General features: G+C 61.8%; 12 protein-coding genes and 1 tRNA gene. 4 read left to right on the top strand and 9 right to left on the bottom strand.

Annotation, left to right across the window (positions count from 1 at the left end):
• Positions 1-116: 116 nt before the first annotated feature.
• The 5 genes from ACQ4W4_RS15860 to ACQ4W4_RS15880 all read right to left on the bottom strand — a co-directional run bounded on the left by ACQ4W4_RS15860 (position 117) and on the right by ACQ4W4_RS15880 (position 6854).
• On the bottom strand, positions 117-1187 hold the full coding sequence (locus tag ACQ4W4_RS15860) for an aldose epimerase family protein (RefSeq protein ID WP_436542813.1): 1071 nt from the start codon (positions 1185-1187) through the stop codon (positions 117-119).
• A gap of 17 nt (positions 1188-1204) precedes the next feature.
• Complete coding sequence (locus tag ACQ4W4_RS15865; protein WP_436542814.1) at positions 1205-2152, bottom strand: glycoside hydrolase family 43 protein; 948 nt, start codon at positions 2150-2152, stop codon at positions 1205-1207.
• 165 nt (positions 2153-2317) lie between these two features.
• Entirely contained in the window at positions 2318-3670 is a 1353-nt protein-coding gene (locus ACQ4W4_RS15870; RefSeq protein WP_436542815.1) for an MFS transporter, read from the bottom strand.
• Between the two features lie 109 nt (positions 3671-3779).
• Positions 3780-6437: a TonB-dependent receptor gene (locus tag ACQ4W4_RS15875; protein WP_436542816.1), complete on the bottom strand. Its 2658-nt coding sequence runs from the start codon at positions 6435-6437 to the stop codon at positions 3780-3782.
• A gap of 341 nt (positions 6438-6778) precedes the next feature.
• Positions 6779-6854, bottom strand: a tRNA-Arg gene (locus ACQ4W4_RS15880).
• A 199-nt stretch (positions 6855-7053) separates the two neighbouring features.
• On the opposite strand from ACQ4W4_RS15880, the gene ACQ4W4_RS15885 reads away from it, so the two are divergent.
• On the top strand, positions 7054-7617 hold the full coding sequence (locus tag ACQ4W4_RS15885; RefSeq protein ID WP_436542817.1) for a c-type cytochrome: 564 nt from the start codon (positions 7054-7056) through the stop codon (positions 7615-7617).
• Positions 7618-7754: 137 nt separating this feature from the next.
• Here ACQ4W4_RS15885 and ACQ4W4_RS15890 read toward each other — a convergent pair whose 3' ends face one another.
• The 3 genes from ACQ4W4_RS15890 to ACQ4W4_RS15900 form a co-directional block, all read right to left on the bottom strand.
• Positions 7755-9830 carry a M13 family metallopeptidase gene (locus ACQ4W4_RS15890; protein WP_436542818.1) on the bottom strand — a complete coding sequence of 692 codons (2076 nt, stop codon included), beginning with the start codon at positions 9828-9830 and terminating at the stop codon, positions 7755-7757.
• 301 nt (positions 9831-10131) lie between these two features.
• Positions 10132-12216, bottom strand: a complete 2085-nt coding sequence (locus ACQ4W4_RS15895) for a M13 family metallopeptidase (RefSeq protein WP_436542819.1) — start codon at positions 12214-12216, stop codon at positions 10132-10134.
• Between the two features lie 220 nt (positions 12217-12436).
• Positions 12437-12658, bottom strand: coding sequence for a hypothetical protein (locus tag ACQ4W4_RS15900; RefSeq protein WP_436542820.1), 222 nt, complete (start codon positions 12656-12658; stop codon positions 12437-12439).
• Between the two features lie 367 nt (positions 12659-13025).
• Between ACQ4W4_RS15900 and ACQ4W4_RS15905 the strand changes: the two genes are divergently transcribed.
• The 3 genes from ACQ4W4_RS15905 (at position 13026) to ACQ4W4_RS15915 (ending at position 17691) form a co-directional block, all read left to right on the top strand.
• Positions 13026-14468: a S41 family peptidase gene (locus ACQ4W4_RS15905; protein WP_436542821.1), complete on the top strand. Its 1443-nt coding sequence runs from the start codon at positions 13026-13028 to the stop codon at positions 14466-14468.
• Positions 14469-14649: 181 nt separating this feature from the next.
• Complete coding sequence (locus ACQ4W4_RS15910; protein ID WP_436542822.1) at positions 14650-15771, top strand: beta-ketoacyl-ACP synthase III; 1122 nt, start codon at positions 14650-14652, stop codon at positions 15769-15771.
• Positions 15772-15981: 210 nt separating this feature from the next.
• Entirely contained in the window at positions 15982-17691 is a 1710-nt protein-coding gene (locus ACQ4W4_RS15915; protein ID WP_436542823.1) for a cation:proton antiporter domain-containing protein, read from the top strand.
• 102 nt (positions 17692-17793) lie between these two features.
• On the opposite strand, the gene ACQ4W4_RS15920 is transcribed toward ACQ4W4_RS15915, so the two are convergent.
• Positions 17794-19839: an oxidoreductase gene (locus tag ACQ4W4_RS15920; RefSeq protein ID WP_436542824.1), complete on the bottom strand. Its 2046-nt coding sequence runs from the start codon at positions 19837-19839 to the stop codon at positions 17794-17796.
• Positions 19840-19975: the final 136 nt, after the last annotated feature.

Genomic DNA, 19975 nt, shown 5'->3' on the forward strand with positions numbered 1-19975 from the left:
TATCGAAAACGATATCGCCATGCGCCAATGAAAACGCCCTGCGGGCACGTGGCGGCAGGGCGTGGAAAGTATTTGGGGTCTGATCCGCCGGGTCAGACCCCTGGGAGCTGCGACGATTATTCTGCGGAAAACCGATAGACCGTTTCCGTCTGATACACCTCGCCCGGACGCAAAATAGTGTTCGGGAAATGCGATTGGTTCGGCGAATCCGGGAAATGCTGGGTTTCCAGGCATAGCGCGCCGCGATAAGGAATGGGGCCCTGCTTGCCATGCTGGCTGCCGTCGAGGAAATTACCCGAGTAGAACTGGATGCCCGGCTCCTGCGTGTACACCTGCATCACCCGCCCCGATTGCGGCTCGCGCACGGTAGCGGCCAGGCTGAGCAACTGACCGGGCTGTTGATTCAGCACGAAGTTATGGTCATAGCCGCGGCCGATGCGGAGCTGTTCATGCGGCAAGGCGATGCTGTCGCCGATGACGGTGCTCTGGCGCAAGTCGAACGGCGTGCCGGTCACGTCCGCCAGTTCGCCCGTGGGGATGGACCCCGCATCGACAGGCAGGTAGCGGTCCGCGTTGATCGCCACCTCGTGGCCGAGGATGGTGCCCTGCCCCGCCAGGTTGAAATAACTGTGGTTGGTCAGGTTGATCGGCGTGGCCTGGTCCGTCACGGCATGGTAGCGCAGGCTCAGCGCATTATCGTTGTCCAGTTCATAGGTCAGCGTGACGTCGAGCTTGCCCGGGTAGCCATCTTCGCCGTGCGGGCTGCTGCGCGTGAACGTGACGCCTACCGCGTCATCTTTCGTGAACGGCGCGGCCTGCCACATCACCTGGTGAAAGCCCTGATTGCCGCCATGCAAGTGATTCGGTGCATTGTTGACGGCCAGCTGGTAATCCTTGCCGTCGAGAGTAAAACGTCCCTCGGCGATGCGGTTGCCGAAGCGGCCGATGACGGCGCCCAGGAAAGCGCTGTTGGCCAGGTAGGGCTCGAGGTGCCCGAAACCGAGCACCACGTCGGCAAAGGCACCATTGCGGTCCGGCACGTGGATTGCGCTGATGATGGCGCCAAAGTCGAGCACCTTGACTTGCATACCCTGGCGGTTCGTCAGGGTAAACACGCTCACCTGCTGGCCGTCGGGCAGGATGCCGAACGGCGCTTGCGTCACTGAAACAGAATCAACTGGGGTCATGGCGTCGGGTCCAGGTTTTACAGGGTCGATGAGCGGCCAAACACGGGCATGCCTTGCGCATCCCAGCGCAGCGGCTTCACAAAGGTATGGCGGTCCGGGTTCCACAGCGGGTCGCCGACGATTTCCGTGTAGGTGCGGGCATGGTACACCAGCAACACGCCGTCGCCATCGGCGGCCGTCGTAAAGCTGTTGTGGCCGGGGCCGTAGATGCCATGCTCGTAGCAGGTGGCAAATACGGGCTCAGGCGACTTCGTCCACGAGAACGGGTCGAGCAGGTCGGCGGACGCGTCGGCCCACAGCAAGCCCATCGCATAGTTTTCATCGGTGGCGCTGGCCGAATAACTGATGAAGATCTTGCCATTGCGTTTCAGCACGGATGGTCCCTCGTTGACCCAGAAGCCGCGAATTTCCCAGTCGAATTCCGGTTTGCTCAGCATCACGGGCGGGCCGGCCAGCTGCCACGGCGTGGCCATCGGCGCGATGTACAGGTTGGAATTGCCCTCGATGGCGACATCCTTCTGCGCCCACAGGTAGTACAGCACGCCGTCGTGCTCGAACGTGGTGGCGTCCAGGCAGAAGGTGTCGATGCCCGTGTCGATCTGCCCCATGAATTCCCACTCGCCTTCGAGCGGGTTGGCGTTCGTATTGCGGATCGCATACATGCGGTGCTGGAACAATTTGTCTTTGATCTCGCGGCTGGGCGCGGCGGCGAAGTACACATACCAGGCGCCCTGGTTGAAGTGCAATTCCGGCGCCCACACCAGCTCGCTGTACGGCCCCGTTTCCGGCTTGTGCCACACGTCGACGGTGGGCGCATCGGCCAGGCCGGCGATGCTGTCCGCGCGGCGCAGTTCGATGCGGTCGTACTGGGGCACGGAGGCCGTAAAGTAATAATAACCGTCGCTGTGGCGGTAAATGTGCGGGTCGGCACGTTGTTCGATCAGCGGTTTCAGTACTTCAACCATAAGCACTCCAAATTATTTCATTAGATAAAATTAGTTTGCCTTACAACACCTGAGAAAACCGTAGCGAGCGGAAGGGAGAGGTGGCTAAGAAGCGCAACCGTACTCTAGTACGGTGAGCATCGCAGGCCGCCTATACCGACGCGCAGTAGGTTAGCTCAGGTGTCCTCATGCGGCGACGTAGCCGCGCTTGTGCATCTCTACCTTGACACCCGTGTAATAGCTGTCGCTGATGCGGTACTTGAACATCAGCAAGCCCATCAGCAAGTGGAAAAAGCCGGGGATGATCGACAGCATCAGGGCGATGCCGTTCAGGGCGAATTGCGTCTGCTCGTGGTTGGGCTGGTAGTCGAAATACGCGAGCAGCACGCCCACCAGGCCGCCCGCCACCGCCATGCCCGCCTTCTGGCAGACGGAAATGCCGCCGAAGGCGAAGCCGGAGACGCGCTTGCCCGTCTTGACTTGACCGTAATCGATGGTTTCCGCGATGGCCGACCAGAACACGGGCGCGTGCAAGTCCACGACAAAGGAGAGCAGGAAATACAGGGCGAAGGCCAGCACGGTATCGCTCGGCTTCACGAAGAAATAGATCGCCAGGCTGATCAGTGCGACGCCGATCTGCGTGTAGCGGAACAGCTTGACCTTGCAATAGAACTTGGTGATCCAGGTCGAGGCGATCATGGCCAGGATGGCGGCCACCACGCCCGTGGTCAAAAAGGCGGCCACCGTTTCCGTGCTGCCGCCCAGATAGTATTTCGCGTAATAAATGGCGACGGAGCCGCGCACCACATAGCCGATGGTGCCCGTGACGCACACGCCGCACAGTACCAGCCACTGGTCATTGCGCAGCAGCACTTTCAATTGGGCCAGCAACGATTGCTTTTCCACCACGTGCACCACGCGCTCGGTGGTGGAGAAATAGCAGAACAGGAACAGGGCCACGCCCATCACGGCCATCACGGCCATGGCCGCCTGATAGCCGACGGCCGGATTGCCGCCGCCCCAGCGCTGCGACAGGATGGGCACGACGATGGTCACCATGAAGGCGCCGATCTTGGCGAAGAACAGGCGGTAGCCATTGGCCGACAGGCGGTCCTGCGGGTCGCTGGTCAGGCCGCTGATCAGGGAAATGTAGGGGATGCCCACGCCGGCCGTCATGATGGTCATCAGGATATACGTCGAATATGCCCAGATCAGCTTGGCGTCATACTGCCATTCGGGCGTGCTGAAAACGAAGAAGACGCTGACGCCATACGGCACGGCCAGCCACAGCAGATACGGGCGGTAGCGGCCCGAGGCAAAGCTGTAGCGGTCGGTGATCTGGCCCATGACCAGGTCGGCGATGGCGCCGATGACTTTCACGGCCACGAACAGCAGGGCCAGGTCCGTGGTTTTCAAGCCATAGATATCGGTATAGAAAAAGGTAATGATCAACATCATCGACGAGATGACGACATTGAGCGCCATGTCGCCGGCGCCGAAGCCGACCTTTTCAACGGTGGATAATTTTTGCGTCTCCATGCTTTCCGTCCATTCTTTTGATGATGAATCGTGCGTGACTGTCCAACTGACACGGGCGCTGCCGGCCGAAACCATGGCAACGCCCTTGATTTTTTACTGTGCGATCAACTTACATCTTCCAGCGCAGCGATAACCCTACCGTGCGGTCATAGCGCCGCGTATCGCGCGCATACACGCCCGGCTCGTTCCAGTAATCCTTGAACTTGGTGTCGAGCAAGTTATTCCCATCGAGGGTTACCGTGAACTGTTCGTTGATCTTGTACGACAGCGATCCGTCGAGCTGGGCCGTCGGCGCCACTTTCAAGTCCAGGCCGGGGCCGCCCTGGTTGTAGCTGTCGATGAATTTCGAGCGCCAGTTGTAGGCCAGGCGGCCCGACCACGCATCTTTTTCGTACAGCAGCACCAGGTTGTAGGCATAGCGCGACACGCCCGTGATGGCATGGCTGCCCGTCTCGTCGTCGGTGGTACCGCTCATGTAGGTGCCGTTCGCCTGCAGGCCCAGGCCGCTCAGGATGCCGGGCAAGCCGTCATAAAACTGCTGGTAGCCGATTTCCAGGCCTTGCAGCTTGCCGGCAGCCGTGTTGTACGGGCGGTCCACGTCGTAGGTCTTGCCACCGATGGTTTCGCTGGCAATGCGTTGCTGGATATAGCCGTCGAACTTGTGGTGGAACACGGTGGCCGTCACGGAACCGGCCGGCGCGAAATACCATTCCAGCGCGGCATCGACATTGTCGCCCGTCACCGGTTTCAAGTTCGGATTGCCGCCCGCCCCCGTCGCCTTCACCGTTTCCGTCGAGTTGACCAGGGCCACGCCCGGGTTCAGCTGGGAAAAGCCGGGGCGGCTGATGGTGCGGCCCGCGGCGAAGCGGCCGACCAGGTCCGGGCGCAGCTTGATTTTCAGGGCCACGCTCGGCAGCACGTCGGTGCTGGCCGTGTCGCTGATGACGGGCGTGTACACGCCATCCTCGGAAGTATTGCCTTGCAGGCTTTGCTCCGTGCGCACGACGCGCACGCCGACGGTGCCGTCGACGGGGTAGGCGCCCAGTTTAAAAGCGATCTTCGCCTTGGTGTAGATGGAATACGTCTTTTCCGTGTCCTTGAAGAACGAGCCCGGGTCCATGGCGCGCGCCGCGCTGCTGCCCGTGACGGCTTGGCGGATGGTGCCCGTGTTATTGAGCAGGAAGCTGGCGCATGGCGTGTACCACTGCTTCAAGCCATAGTCGGGACCGCCGCTGGACATCGGTTCCGACAGGCAATTGAGGCCGGGAATCGACGTCACGCTCTGGCGGCCAAACGGAAACGCGGCGCCGGACACGTCCGGTGCTTCCGCATTGCCTTCGAAACTCTTGATCGATTCGGCTTCGCGTTTCACGCCGCGCACCCCGACGCTGATTTCCTTGAAGATGCCGCCGGCACCCGGCGTGTACGCCAGGTCGGCGCGCACATCGTTCGAGCTGCCCTGGTCCCGGCCGTAGCGGTCGAAAAAGCCCTTCAGATAGTAGTTCGACGGGTCTTGCAGATCGATGCCCGTGTAGTCGACGTGCAGGGTGCCGTTCTGGTTGGTATTGATGGTGGCGTTCGGCACGACGGTGATGGCGTCGAGAATCGGATTGCGCCAGGCATACGTGCTTTTGGTGCTGGCCACTTCCGACGTGAAACGCCATTCCGGGTTGATATCCCACAAGCCGCCCACGGCAAACTGATGCGTCTTCGTCTCGTTCTTGTTCGCCTGCGTCGACATGATGGTGTTCACGTTGGTCGAGGTCAGGGTTTGCAGCTGGTTGGTGCCGGGAATTTTTGTTGCCGACACAGGCGTGCCCCACCAGGGCAAGCCGACAAAGTAATCGGACTCCGCGTCGAGCAGGAAGCGCGTGGCCATGCCCTCGGCATACAGCTCGACGTCGGCGTTCGGACGCCATTGCAGCACGGCATTGGCGGTGCTGCGGCGGCGGTCGCCCTTGATCGGCAACAAGCCCACCTGGTCCGGCCCCGTCAAACCGGGCGACAGGAAACCTTTATCCACGGGCGCCGTATTGAATGCGCGTTCCTCATGGTAACGGTGCTGCTGCTGCGACAGACCCAGCAGCGCGCCCACTTCGCCGATGCCCGTCTTCCAGCGGTTCGCCACCATGCCGCTGATGTTCGGGTCCGTGGCTTTCGATTTGTCGCTGTAGACGGCGCGCGTGTTGACGCTGGCCGTGAAATCCTTGAAGTCGAACGGGCGATTCGTGCGCACGTCGATGATGCCGGCCACGCCGCCTTCGACCTGGTCCGCGCCTTGCGACTTGTACACGTCCACGCGCTGCAGCATGGTGGCAGGAATGTCGGCCAGGTTGACGTAGCGTCCCGTCGTCGTGAACAGTTCGCGGCCATTGAGCAGGGTCGTGACATCGCGCAAGCCGCGGATCATGACGGCGCTCGCCTCGCCCGAATCGCGGCGGATCTGGATGCCGGAAATGCGCGCCAGGGTCTCGGCCACGTTGTTATCGGGGAATTTGCCGATGTCGTCGGCCACGATGGAATCGATGACCTGGTCCGAGCGCATCTTGATCTGCTGCGAGTTCTGCGCCGAGCGGCGCACGCCGCTGACGGTCACGACCGACACTTCCGCCGCAGCTTTGTCACTGGCGTCCGCCACCACCGCGTCCTGCGCCCAGACCGAAGCAGTGCTCAGCAAGCCGATACCGGCCAATGCCGCAACGGCTGCCTTCAAGGTGAATGGACGAGGGAAAGTAGCCGCGAGCGGGCCGGTGGCGTTGCGCATCATGAATCTCCAGATATTGTATTGATATTGTTGTACCGCTTGCATGTCGTGCGCATGCTCGGCGTTTATCTTAGGGGCTGGGCGATAATCTCTCCAATCAATTTTTCCACTGTTTCGATATCAATTTTGATATCGGAAGCTGGAGGACTTTGGAGGTTGCAAACAGACAACAGCAGGGGCGTCAGAGGTGTTTCCGAGAGGATGGCGCACATGGCATCCCCGGCAAGCTGGTAAGCTGGCAAGCAGCGATACACGCCTTGTCAGGCTTGCTGAAGTAATAGTGGGGATACAGCATGCAGCCGTATGGCAATGCCGGCTGGATAGAACGGGGGTCTTGATTTGTCTGGTGCGGCTGGCGGGGATCGAACCCACGACCCTTGGCTTCGGAGGCCAATACTCTATCCACTGAGCTACAGCCGCGTAGGGGGAATTTCTGAAGTGATGCGAAGGATACCGTTTTTCTTTACCTACGTCTACGGAAACTGTCGTATCGCTGGCAATTGCATGTCACTGCTCAATTTTTGTGCCTATAATTGTGGGTTTCATAAAGGTTTACATACAAGCATGTAAAAATGCTACCTTACACGGCCATCAGTTTCAAATCTGGACTAAGGACATCATGAGCGACGCACATAACGAACAACAATCAGCGATCAAAACGCCTAAACAATTGCTTGCCGCCGTAGCTGGCTTCTTCCTCGTCACCGTCATCGGCATCATCCTGCTGGTGCAGTTCGTCACGGCGCAAAAACTGACGGGCGCCGGTACGGACAGCCAGTCGCCGGAAGCCATCGCCGAGCGCCTGAGCCCCGTCGCCAACGCTGGCTTTACCTTCAAGGATGCCAGCGGTCCGAAAGTGCTGCAAAGCGGCGAAGCCGTCTACACGGCCACCTGCGTGGCTTGCCATGGCGCCGGCGTGGCTGGCGCACCGAAATTTGGCGATGCGGGCAGCTGGTCGGCCCGCCTGGCCCAGGGCTACGATACGGTCCTGAAACACGCGATCGAAGGCTTGCGCGCGATGCCGGCCAAGGGCGGCAATCCCGACCTCGACGATGTGGAAGTGGCGCGCGCCGTCGTCTACATCGCCAACGCGTCCGGCGGCAAGTTCAAGGAACCGGAAGTGCCGGCACCGGCCACAGCCGCTGATGGCGCCGCTGCGCCTGCCGCGGAACCTGCCAAGTAAGCAGCGCAGCACCCGTCTCCAGGAACCGCCCGCCAGGGCGGTTTTTTTTTACCCGCAGTTTGCGCCAGATCATGCGACGCAAAAAAGCCGCCCGGCTTGCGCGGGGCGGCTGGCAACTTTGGCCTGGGACTAGCGTCTTACCACATGATGACGCGGTCTTTCGGCGGCAGGTACATCTTGTCGCCCGGTTTCACATCGAAGGCTTGATAGAAGCCTGGCTGGTTGCGCATGGTGCCGTTGGCGCGGAACTGGCCTGGCGAGTGCGGGTCCGTTTTCAGCAGCACGAGTTGCTGCGCTTCGCGCATCTTCATGCGCCAGACCTGGGCAAAGCCAGCGTAGAAGCGCTGCTCGCCCGTGAAACCGTCGATGACGGGGGCTTTCTTGCCATTGAGCGACAATTTATACGCTTTGTACGCGATCGCCACGCCGGAATTGTCGGCGATGTTCTCGCCCAAGGTCAGCTCGCCATTGACGAAATGGCCTGGAACGGGGCTGAAGCTGTTGTACTGCGCCACCAATTGCTTGGTTTTCTTGGCGAAGTTTTTATGGTCGGCCTTGGTCCACCAGTCGCGCAGGTTGCCGTCGCCATCGTACTGGGCGCCCTGGTCGTCGAAACCGTGGCTGATTTCATGGCCGATCACGCCGCCGATGGCGCCATAGTTGACGGCGTCGTCCGCGTTGGCGTCGAAGAACGGCGCTTGCAGGATGGCGGCCGGGAAGACGATTTCGTTCAGTTCCGGGTTGTAATAGGCGTTCACGGTCTGGGGTGTCATGCCCCACTCGTCGCGGTCGATAGGCTGGCCCAGCTTGTTCAATTCGCGGTTGTAGTTGAGCAGGTGCGAACGCTGGATGTTGCCGATCAAGTCGTCCGGCGCCACCGTCAGGCCCGAGTAATCGCGCCATTTGTTCGGATAGCCGATCTTGGTGGTGAACTTGGCCAGTTTAATTTGCGCCTGTTTCTTGGTGACAGGGCTCATCCAGTCGAGCTTGTCGATGCTTTGCTTGTAGGCCGTCATCAGGTTTTTCACCAGCGCTTCCATGCGCACCTTGCGCTCGGCCGGGAAGTATTGCTCGACGTACAGCTGGCCCACGGCTTCGCCCAGCGCGCCTTCGACCGCGCCCACGCCGCGTTTCCAGCGCGGACGCATTTCCGTCACGCCCGTCAGGGTGGTGCCATAAAAGGCGAAGTTTTCATCGACATACGCTTTCGGCAGGTAGCCGGCGTTAGCGTGCAGCAAGTGCCACTGGAAATACGCTTTCCATGTCTCCAGCGGGGTCTTGTTGGCGATCTCGGCAAAGCCTTTCAGGTAGCTGGGCTGGCTGACGATCACGTAATTGACCTTGCCGGCGATGCCCGTGTCCTTCAGGTAGCGGGCCCAGTCGTAGCCTGGCGCCACGCTGGCCAGTTTCGCCAGTTCCACCTTGTTGTAGGTCTTGACGGGATCGCGGTTCTGCACATTGCTCCATTGCGCCTTGGCCAGTTCCGTTTCCAGCGCGAGGATGGCTTTCGCATTCGCGGCAGCGTTCGCGTCGCCGGCCAGGCTGAGCATTTTTTCCACGTGGGCCAGGTATTTGGCGCGCGTGTCGGCCTTGCCCTCTTCCAGGTAGTAATCGCGGTCAGGCAGGCCCAGGCCGCTTTGCACGATGTCGGCCACGTATTTGGTGGAATCCTTGGCGTCCTGGTGGATGCCGAAGTCGTACGGCGAGGTCACGCCCAGCTTGCTGAAGTGGGCGATCACGCCCGGCAATTCCGCCTTGTCCTGCAGCGCGGCGATCTTCGCCAGCTCCGCGTTCAAGGGGGTCAGGCCCAGGCTTTCCAGCTTGGCTTCATCCATGAAGCTGTTGTAGAAATCACCGATCTTCTGGGCATTCGAACCGGCCGCGCGGGCCTTGTCGGCCGCCGCGCCTTCGACGATGCCGCGCAACTGGGTTTGCGTATCGTCGGCCAGCTTGGCGAAGCTGCCCCAGCTCGACTTGTCGGCAGGAATCACCGTTTCCGCCAGCCATTTGCCATTCAGGTGCTGGAACAGATCGTCCTGCGCGCGCACGGCAGGGTCGACGTATTCGATGGCGATGCCGGACGTCAGCGCGGCCGGCGCGACGGCTGTGGCGGCTGTGGCGGCGGCTTTCTTGGCAGAATCAGCGGCGCCAGCCATGCCGGATACGCCGGCCAGCAAGCTCAGGGTCAATGCACTTAACAAATAACGATTCACGGTTGTCCTCTATATTGTATTGTGTGAAATATAAGGGTCAGAAGGCCCAAGGCTTCTGGCCCGGTTTTTGACTGTAGCATACCGGCCGAAATGACAGAAAAAACTTTGGCAGGAATACAAAAAAGACCACGTAAGTGGTCCTTTTTGTTGTGACAAGATAACGTTTACATGACGTAGGTCGGCTTAGCCCGGAGGGCGTAAGCCGACAACATTGTTAGTACCGGCGGTATTGTCGGATTACGCGCTGGCGCGCCTCGGCGGCCCCGCTAATCCGACCTACTTAGCTGGATCTAAATGACACTTACCAGATGATCACGCGGTTTTCCGGAGCAACATACATCTTGTCGCCCGGTTTCACGCCAAACGCTTCATAGAATCCAGGCTGGTTGACCATGGTGCCATTGGCGCGGTACTGGCCCGGCGAATGCGGGTCGGTCTTGATCTGCACGATTTGCTGCGCTTCGCGCATCTTGCTGCGCCACACCTGGCCAAAGCCCATGTAGAAGCGCTGGTCGCCCGTCAAGCCATCGAGCACGGGCGCCGGCTTGCCGCCCAGCGAGATTTTATAGGCCTTGTACGCGATCGCCACGCCCGAGTTGTCGGCGATGTTTTCGCCCAGGGTCAGCGCGCCGTTGACGTGGTAGCCAGGCAAGGGGCTGTAACCGTCGTATTGCTTGGTCAGCGCGTCGGCCTTGGCGGCGAAGTTCTTGCGGTCGGCCGGAGTCCACCAGTCGCGCAGGTTGCCGTCGCCATCGGACTGGCTGCCCTTGTCGTCGAAGCCGTGGCTGATTTCATGGCCGATGACGGCGCCGATGGCGCCATAGTTGACGGCGTCGTCCGCGTTGGCATCGAAGAACGGCGGCTGCAGGATGGAGGCGGGGAAGACGATTTCATTCATCGTCGAGCTGTAATAGGCGTTCACCGTTTGCGGCGTCATGCCCCATTCTTCGCGGTCGATCGGTTTGCCGAGCTTGGCCACCTGGCGCGCGGAGCCGAAATTGGCGGCGCGCATCATGTTGCCCACCAGGTCGCCCTGGACGATTTGCAGCTTCGTGTAATCGCGCCATTTGTTCGGATACGCGATCTTCGGCGTGAACTTGGCCAGCTTGGCTTGCGCTTCCTTCTTGGTTTCCGGGCTCATCCAGTCCAGGGTATCGATGCTGTCCTTGTAGGCGGCCAGCACATTTTTCACCAGTTCCTGCATGTGCGCCTTGCGCTCTGCGGGGAAATATTGCGCGACATACAGTTTGCCGACCGCTTCGCCCAGCACGCCTTCGACGGCGCCCACGCCACGCTTCCAGCGCGGCTGGTTTTCCGTCACGCCGCTCAGCACCGTGCCGTAGAAGGCAAAGCTTTCGTCGACGAAGTTTTTCGACAGGTAGCTGGCATAGCTGCGCAGCAACTGCCATTCGAAATACGCTTTCAGGGTATCCAGGTCGGTGGCGGCCAGCACCTTGTCGTAGCCGGCCAGGTAGCTCGGCTGGTTGACGATGACGTAGTCGACCTTGTTGGCGATGCCCAGGGCGGCCAGACCCGACTTCAGGTCGTAGCCCGGGGTCAGGTCGTTCAGTTTGGTGAGGTCGGTCTTGTTGTAGCGTTTCACGGGGTCGCGGTTTTCGACCTTGGTCCATTGCACTTCGGCCAGCGAAGTTTCCAGGGCGACCACGGCCTTGGCGCGCGCGGCGGCGTTCTTGTCGCCCGCCATGGCCAGCATTTTTTCCACGTGCGCCTGGTATTTTTCCTTGACGCCAGCCTGCTTGGCTTCCAGGTAATAGTCGCGGTCCGGCATGCCCAGGCCGCTTTGGCTGACATACGCCGCGTATTTGGTCGACGCGCGCGCATCCTGGCCCACGTAGACGGCGTACGGGGTCGACACGCCCGTCTGGCTCAGGTGGGCGATCAGGGCGGGCACGCCCTTCTTGTCGCGCAACGAGCGGATGCGGTTCAGTTCGCCGGCCAGCGGCTTCGTGCCCAGTGCCTCGAGCTTGGCTTCATCCATGTAGCTGGCGTACAGGTCGGCGATTTTCTGCGCTTCGGAACCGGACTTCTTGTTTTTATCTTGTTGCGTAGCTTCGATGATGCCGCGCAATTGCGGCGTGGTGTCATCGCGCAGCTTGGCGAACGAACCCCAGCTCGACTTGTCGGCCGGAATCTCGGCCGTGGCCAGCCACTTGCCATTCAAATGGGTGAAGAAGTCGTCCTGCACGCGCACGGCAGGGTCGATGTACTGCACATCGATGCCGGAAACGACGCCGGCGGCGGCAGGTGCGGAAGGTGCGACGCCGGGCGCCACGGTCGGGGCGGCAACGGCGGATACGGGTTCGGCGGCATGGGCAAACGCAGCCAACAGGGTCAGGGTCAGACTGCTTAAGAGATAGCGATTCACGGATTGTCCTTATGGGGCATGTCAAAAAGACCGGGCGGATAGCTTCGGGCGGATAGCCTGCCCCGCCGGGCGCTACGGGAATGTAGCACGCGACCATGCCTTTTGGCCATCATTGCCCCGGGAACTGCCCGGGAATCGCCGCTCAGTTCGGCCAGGCTCAAGGGAGTTTCCTTATCCGGTCCAGCGCACATGGCGTGGACGGGAAAAGCGCATGCAGCGCTTATCCATACTGATACAGCAGCTCGTCGATCAGCGCCAGCTCCTGTTGCGTGAACTGCGTGTCGTTGAACCGCCCGATATCTTCGAGCACACCTCGAATCGGCACCTGCCGTGACGGATCCTGAACGATGTCGATCAGCAGGCCCGCATCAGCATCTCGCCCCCGCAGATACTTTTCAATCAGCGCCGTGAGCGCGGCACGTGCCTGCAAATCAGTTAACATTTTTTATCCGCTGCCAAGGAAGAAGCGCCAGTCTAAATGAGCTTGAACCCGCCGACAAAAAAAAGCCTGCGTCCGAAGACGCAGGCAAAACCACTTCGGGTCGAGAATGCGAGTCCACTATAGGGCCGCCGCACACGCTTTTTTTCGACTCTTACAAATGCTTACTCCCCTCAAGAGTAACCATACATCGCATACAAAACTGCAACATATGGCAAGCTGGAGAGCCCGTTTTCGCGCGTAGACTGGGTCCAGGCACGCTTTTTCCGCGGCCGGCCCACGCCGGCAGGGATTCAGGTCTATACTTTCAACAAAGCGCCGCTCCACGGGGACTGGCGCTTGTGCAAGACACGCTAGCTGCAAAGGTGCAATGATGGGCAAACTCAAAAATACCGGCTTGATCGGCCTGGGCGTGGTGGCCGGCGTCGCCGTGTCGCTGCAATTTTCCGCCATGGCGCAAAAAACCGTCGAGCCGCCCCTGCCGCTGGAAGAGCTGCGCCAGCTGGCCGATGTGTTTGGCCTGATCAAATCCGATTACGTCGAGCCGGTGGAAGACAAGAAACTGCTGGAAGACGCCATTTCCGGCATGGTCGCCTCGCTCGACCCCCATTCTGCCTACCTGGACAAGAAAGCCTACGCCGAGCTGCGCGAAGGTTCCGAAGGCAAGTTCGTCGGCCTGGGCATTGAAATCGGCCTGAGCGAAGACGGCTACATCAAGATCGTCTCGCCCATCGAGGATACGCCCGCCTACCGCGCCGGCATCAAGGCGGGCGATCTGATCACCCGCCTCGACGGCCAGCCCGTGAAGGGCGTCAGCCTGGACGACAACGTCAAGCGCATGCGTGGCGAACCGGGCACCAAGGTGTCGTTGACCATTGCCCGCAAGGATGAACCGCAGCCGCTGGCCTTCACCATCACGCGCGAGGAAATCCATCAAAAGAGCGTGAAGGCGAAGATGGTCGAGCCGGGCTACGCCTGGCTGCGCGTGTCGCAATTCCAGGAACCGACCGTCGACGACATGGCCGCGCAGATCACGGCGCTCTACAAGCAGGACCCGAATATCAAGGGCATGGTGCTGGACCTGCGCAACGATCCGGGCGGCGTGCTGCAGGGCGCCATCGGCGTCTCGGCCGCGTTCCTGCCGAAGGACGCGGCCATCGTCTCGACCAACGGCCAGTTGCCGGACTCGAAACAGGTGTTTTACGGCCGCGCCGAATACTATATGTTCCGCTCGGAAGGCGACGCGCTGGCGAAATTGCCGGCCGCCATCAAGAAAGTACCGCTGGTGGTGCTCGTCAACACGGGGTCGGCCTCGGCCTCGGAAATCGTCGCCGGCGCCCTGCAGGACTACAAGCGCGCCACCATCATCGGCACGCAAACCTTCGGCAAAGGTTCCGTGCAAACCATCCGCCAGCTGACGGCCGACACGGCCGTCAAGCTGACGACGGCCCGCTACTACACGCCGAACGGCCGCTCGATCCAGGCCAAGGGCATCGTGCCCGATCTGCTGGTCGACGAGAATGCGGACGGCGACGGCTTGAACGGCTTGCGCATCCGCGAAGCGGACCTGACCAAGCACCTGAGCAACGACCGCGACCAGGAAAGTGCCAAGGCCGCGCCCGTCAACGACGAGATGGAAGAACAATTGCGCATCATCGCCCTGGAAAAGACCCGCAAGCCGCTGGAATTCGGCAGCCAGGACGATTTCCAATTGCACCAGGCGCTGAACCACCTGAAGGGCTTGCCGGTCCAGCTGGCCAAGGCCGAACCGGTGGTGGTGCAGGCCGACGTCAAGAAAGAACAGAAAAAGTAGGTAATTTGGGGACAGACCCGCCGGGTCTGCCCCCAAATTACCCCGTCCACGCGACAAAAATCAATCTTCCGCCACACATCCGCCTTCCCCGCAACACGAAACTCTCTACAGTCGAGCCCGTTTGTGTAAAATTTGCCTCACTTATCGGCGCACGCCGATTGCCAAATTTGAAAGTTGAACCATGAAACAAGTCGTCATCAGCGGTACCGGACTGTACACGCCGCCATTTTCGATCTCCAACGAAGAGCTGGTCACCTGCTTCAATGCCTACGCGGAAAAGTTCAATGCCGACAACGCCGGCGCGATCGCCGCGGGCGAGGTGACGGCGCTGGACCTGTCGAGCGTGGCCTTCATCGAAAAGGCGTCCGGCATCAAGTCGCGCTTCGTGATGGAAAAGGAAGGCATCCTCGACCCCGCGCGCATGGTGTCGCGCATTGCGGAACGGGGCGATGACGAACTGTCCCTGCAGGCGGAAATGGCCGTCGCCGCCGCGCGCGATGCGCTGGCCCGCGCCGGCCGCACGCCGGCCGACATCGACATGGTGCTGGTAGCGTGCAGCAATATGCAGCGCGCCTACCCGGCCATGGCCGTGGAAGTGCAGGATGCGCTGGGCATCGACGGTTATGGTTTTGACATGAACGTGGCGTGTTCGTCCGCCACCTTCGGCATCCAGCAAGCCGTGGCCGCCGTGCAAAGCGGCCAGGCGCGCGCCGTGCTGGTGCTGAATCCGGAAATCACCAGCGGCCACCTGAACTGGCGCGACCGCGACAGCCATTTCATTTTCGGCGACGCCTGCACCGCCATCATCGTCGAAGCGAAAGACACGGCCGTCTCGCAGCACCAGTTCGAGATCATCGGCACGGAACTGAAAACGCGCTTCTCTAACGCCATCCGCAACAATTTCGGTTTCCTCAACCGTTTTGACGAGTCCGGCGTGGGCAAGGCCGACAAATTGTTCCGCCAGCAAGGCCGCAAGGTCTTCAAGGAAGTGTGCCCGATGGCGGCCGAAATGATCAAGACGACCCTGGCCAAGGCCGGCGTGGAAGTGGCGCAAGTCTCCCGCTACTGGCTGCACCAGGCCAACCTGAACATGAACCTGCTGATCGCGCGCCTGATCCTGGGCCGCGACGCGGAGGCCAATGAGGCGCCCGTGATCCTCGACACCTACGCCAACACCTCGTCGGCCGGTTCCATCATCGCCTTCCATACCTATCAGGATGACATGGCGGCAGGCAGCACCGGCGTCATCTGCTCGTTCGGCGCCGGCTATTCCATCGGCTGCGTGGTCGTGCGCAAGCTCTGAGCGCATGGGTGTAACATCGCCTGATTCCTGAATTAGACGATGTTCGTGACGGATAGGCATGCGTTCGCGGCCACCTGGACGAAGATATAGCACAGGTTTTTTGCGATAAAGCCGCAGGAAATTTTCCGGCAAGGGCTTTGATGCGTTTATACTTGGTCGCTGAGCAACATCTTTTTCCATCCGCACGTCCCCATAAGGAACCCCACACGCATGCCCCATGACATCAGCCTGATCACCACCATCGCCGCCGCCCTCGGGTTCGGCCTCATCTTCGGCTTCATCGCCGCGCGCCTGAAACTGCCGGCACTGGTCGGCTATCTGGCCGCCGGCATCATCATCGGACCGGCCACGCCCGGTTTTGTGGCGGATGCGGAAATAGCGGGACAATTGGCGGAAATCGGGGTGATGCTGATGATGTTCGGTGTCGGCTTGCACTTTTCCATCGAAGATTTGTGGGACGTGCGCAAGATCGCGCTGCCTGGCGCCATCCTGCAGATCGGCGTCGCCACGGCGATGGGCATGGGCCTGGCCCACTGGTGGGGCTGGACCCTCGGTGGCGGGCTGATCTTTGGTCTGGCCCTGTCCGTGGCCAGTACCGTGGTGCTGCTGCGCGCGCTGGAAGAACGGGGCATCCTCGACTCGCTCAATGGGCGCATCGCCGTCGGCTGGCTGGTGGTGGAAGACCTGGTCACCGTATTGGTCCTCGTGCTGCTGCCGGCGTTCGCCAGTGTGCTCGGCGGCAAGGTCGCGCCGGATGCCGAAGCCGTCAGCCTGTGGCAAACCCTGGCCGTGACCCTGGGCCAAGTGGCCGGCTTCATCATCTTCATGCTGGTCGTCGGCCGCAAGCTGTTCCCGTGGATTCTGTGGCAGGTGGCGCGCACCGGTTCGCGCGAACTGTTCACCCTGTGCGTGATCGCCGCCGCCGTCGGCATCGCCTACGCCTCGACCAAGCTGTTCGGCGTGTCGTTCGCGCTGGGCGCCTTCTTCGCCGGCATGGTGCTGCGCGAATCGGAACTCAGCCACCGCGCCGCGGAAGAATCGCTGCCCCTGCGCGATGCGTTCGCCGTGCTGTTCTTCGTGTCCGTCGGCATGCTGTTCGAGCCGACCATCCTCATCGACAAGCCCCTGCAAGTGCTGGCCGTGTGCGCCATCATTATCTTCGGCAAGTCGATCGCCGCCTTCCTGCTCGTGATGGCGCTGCGCTATCCGCCGAAAACGGCCATCATCGTCTCGGCCAGCCTGGCGCAGATCGGCGAATTCTCGTTTATTTTGGCCGCCCTGGGCCTGTCGCTGGGCCTGATGCCGCAGGAAGGGCAAAGCCTGATCCTGGCCGGCGCCATCCTCTCCATCGCATTGAATCCCCTCGTGTTCAGCATGGCCAAGCCGCTGCTGCGCGTGATCGGCAACAGCGATTTCGCCCGCAAGTTCGAACGCACCACGGACCCGCTGGCCGAGCTGCCGATGACGGTGCCGCAGGAAAAACTGTCGGGGCAGATCGTGCTGGTCGGCTATGGCCGCGTGGGCCGGCGCATCGCCGCCGCCCTGATGGAGCGGGGCATTCACTTCGTCGTGGCCGAGGAAAACCGCGAAATCGTCGACCAGCTGCGCAAGCAGGGCATTCCGGCCGTGGCCGGCAATGCGGGCGAACCGGCCGTGCTGATCCAGGCGCATATCACGCACGCCACCATGCTCGTCATCGCCACGCCGGACACCTTCCACGTGCGCGCCATGATCGAGACGGCGCGCGCGCTGAACCCGCACATCCTGACGGTGGTGCGCACGCACAGCGAGGAAGAGGCGGAATTGCTGCGCGCGGAAAACGCGGGCAAGGTGTTCATCGGCGAGCACGAGCTGGCCAATGGCATGGCCGAGCACGTGCTGCAGAGTTTTGAGACGGCGAAGAAGGGGCATGGCCATTAAGGTTCTTTGATGCCGAACCTCTTGCCGGGGTCGGTCCTTGCGGGATCGGGATGTGCCCCACTGGGGCGCATCCCCCCATCGGGTCTGACCCCAGCCCTCAATTTACAAACTGGCGGCCAGCTCCGCCCCTTCCCGTATCGCCCGCTTGGCGTCGAGTTCCGCCGCCAGCGCGGCGCCGCCGATTTTATGGAAGCGGGGGCCGCCCGTCTGCAGGGGCTTGCCATCCTTGTCGACGGGCGGCATCAGTTCCGTCAAGCTGTCCTGGCCCGCGCAGATGACCACGTTATCCACCGCCAGCAGGCGCTGCTCGCCGCCCACGGTGATGTGCAAGCCCTGCTCGTCGATCCTGTCGTACGTCACGCCAGCCAGCATGGCCACGCCGTTTCGCGCCAACGCCGCGCGGTGCACCCAGCCCGAGGTCTTGCCCAGCCCCGCGCCCACTTTCGAGGTCTTGCGCTGCAACAGGAAGATTTGCCGCACGGGATGCGGCGCCGCGGGCGGCACCAGGCCGCCGCCCGTCGCCGCATCCAGGTCCACGCCCCACTCGCCCGCCCAGGTAGCCACCGGTTGCGGCAGCGGGTGCGCCGGATCGTGCAGCAGATACTCGCCCACGTCGAAACCGATACCGCCCGCACCGATGATGGCGACACGCGCGCCCACGGGCTTCTTGGCTTGCAGCACGTCCAGGTAGGACAGCACGGTCGGGTGGTCAATGCCGGGAATGGCGGGCAGGCGCACCTTGATGCCGGTGGCGATGATGACGTCGTCATAGCCGCCTGCCAGCAATTGCTCGCGCGTGACGCGCTGGCCCAGGCGCAGCTTGATAGTCGACAAGGCGATGCGGCGTGCAAAATAACGGATGGTTTCCGTAAATTCTTCCTTGCCCGGTATCTGCATGGCCACCTTGAACTGGCCGCCCACGCTGTCGCTGCTGTCGAACAGGGTCACCTCGTGCCCGCATTCGGCCGCCACGGTGGCGGCCGACAAGCCGGCCGGTCCGGCGCCGACGACAGCCACCCGGCGCGGCACGGCTTTTTTCGCATAGACCAGTTCCGTTTCATGGCAGGCGCGCGGGTTGACCAGGCAACTGGCGCGCTTGTTGGCGAACGTGTGGTCGAGGCACGCCTGGTTGCAGCCGATGCAGGTGTTGATCTCGTCCGCGCGCCCTGCGGCCGCCTTGGCGACAAAATCCGGGTCGGCCAGGAAGGGACGCGCCATCGACACGAGGTCGCAGTCGCCCCGCTCGAGGATGGCGTTCGCCTCGTGCGGCATGTTGATGCGGTTCGACGCCACCACGGGAATCGTCACTTCGCGGCGCAGGCGGCCCGCCACGCTGGCAAAGGCGGCGCGCGGCACCGAGGTGACGATGGTGGGCACCCGCGCCTCATGCCAGCCGAAGCCCGTATTGAGTATCGTCACGCCCGCCTGTTCCAGCGCCTTGGCCACCGTCACCACGTCGTCCCAGGTATTGCCGCCTTCGACCAGGTCGAGCAGCGAATGGCGGTACATGATGATGAAGTGGGGACCGACGGCGGCGCGGATACGGCGCACGATCTCCACGGGCAGGCGCATGCGGTTCTCGATCGTGCCGCCCCAGCGGTCCTGGCGCAGATTCGTGCGCGCGCACAGGAACTGGTTCAGCAGATAGCCCTCGCTGCCCATCACTTCGATGCCGTCGTAGCCGGCCTTTTGCGCCAGGCGCGCGCAGCGCACGTAGTCGCAGATGGTGCGCTCTATGCCCCGTTCCGTCAGGGGACGGGGGCGGAACGGCGAGATCGGCGATTTCTTGGCCGACGCCGAGACGACGAACGGCTGATAGCCGTAGCGGCCCGCATGCAGGATCTGCATGACGATCTTGCCGCCCTCCTCGTGCACGGCGCGCGTCACCTTGCGGTGGTTCGGCACATCGCCGAGGAAATTCAAGGTGCCGCCGAACGGCAGCAGCCAGCCCTGGCGGTTCGGTGAGATGCCGCCCGTGACGATCAGGCCCACGCCGCCCCGTGCCCGCTCGCGGTAAAACGCGGCGAGCTTGCCATAATGATAAAAACGGTCTTCCAGGCCCGTGTGCATGGACCCCATGATGACGCGGTTGCGCAAGGTGGTAAAACCCAGGTCGAGCGGGGCCAGCAGATGGGGGTAGGCAGTCATGGTGATCGGTCCGGTAAGGTGGTTGCAGGCCGTACGGTAGCAAGCATTGCCGATCGCCGCAGCGACTTTCTCTAGACCGGGAGTTCTAAATCGCCCCGCCCGCCCGCCGGCGGCGCGTACAGCTTGTGCCGGGCGG

The sequence above is a fragment of the Janthinobacterium glycogeni genome, assembly GCF_051380725.1.
Classification (GTDB): Bacteria; Pseudomonadota; Gammaproteobacteria; order Burkholderiales; family Burkholderiaceae_D; genus Janthinobacterium.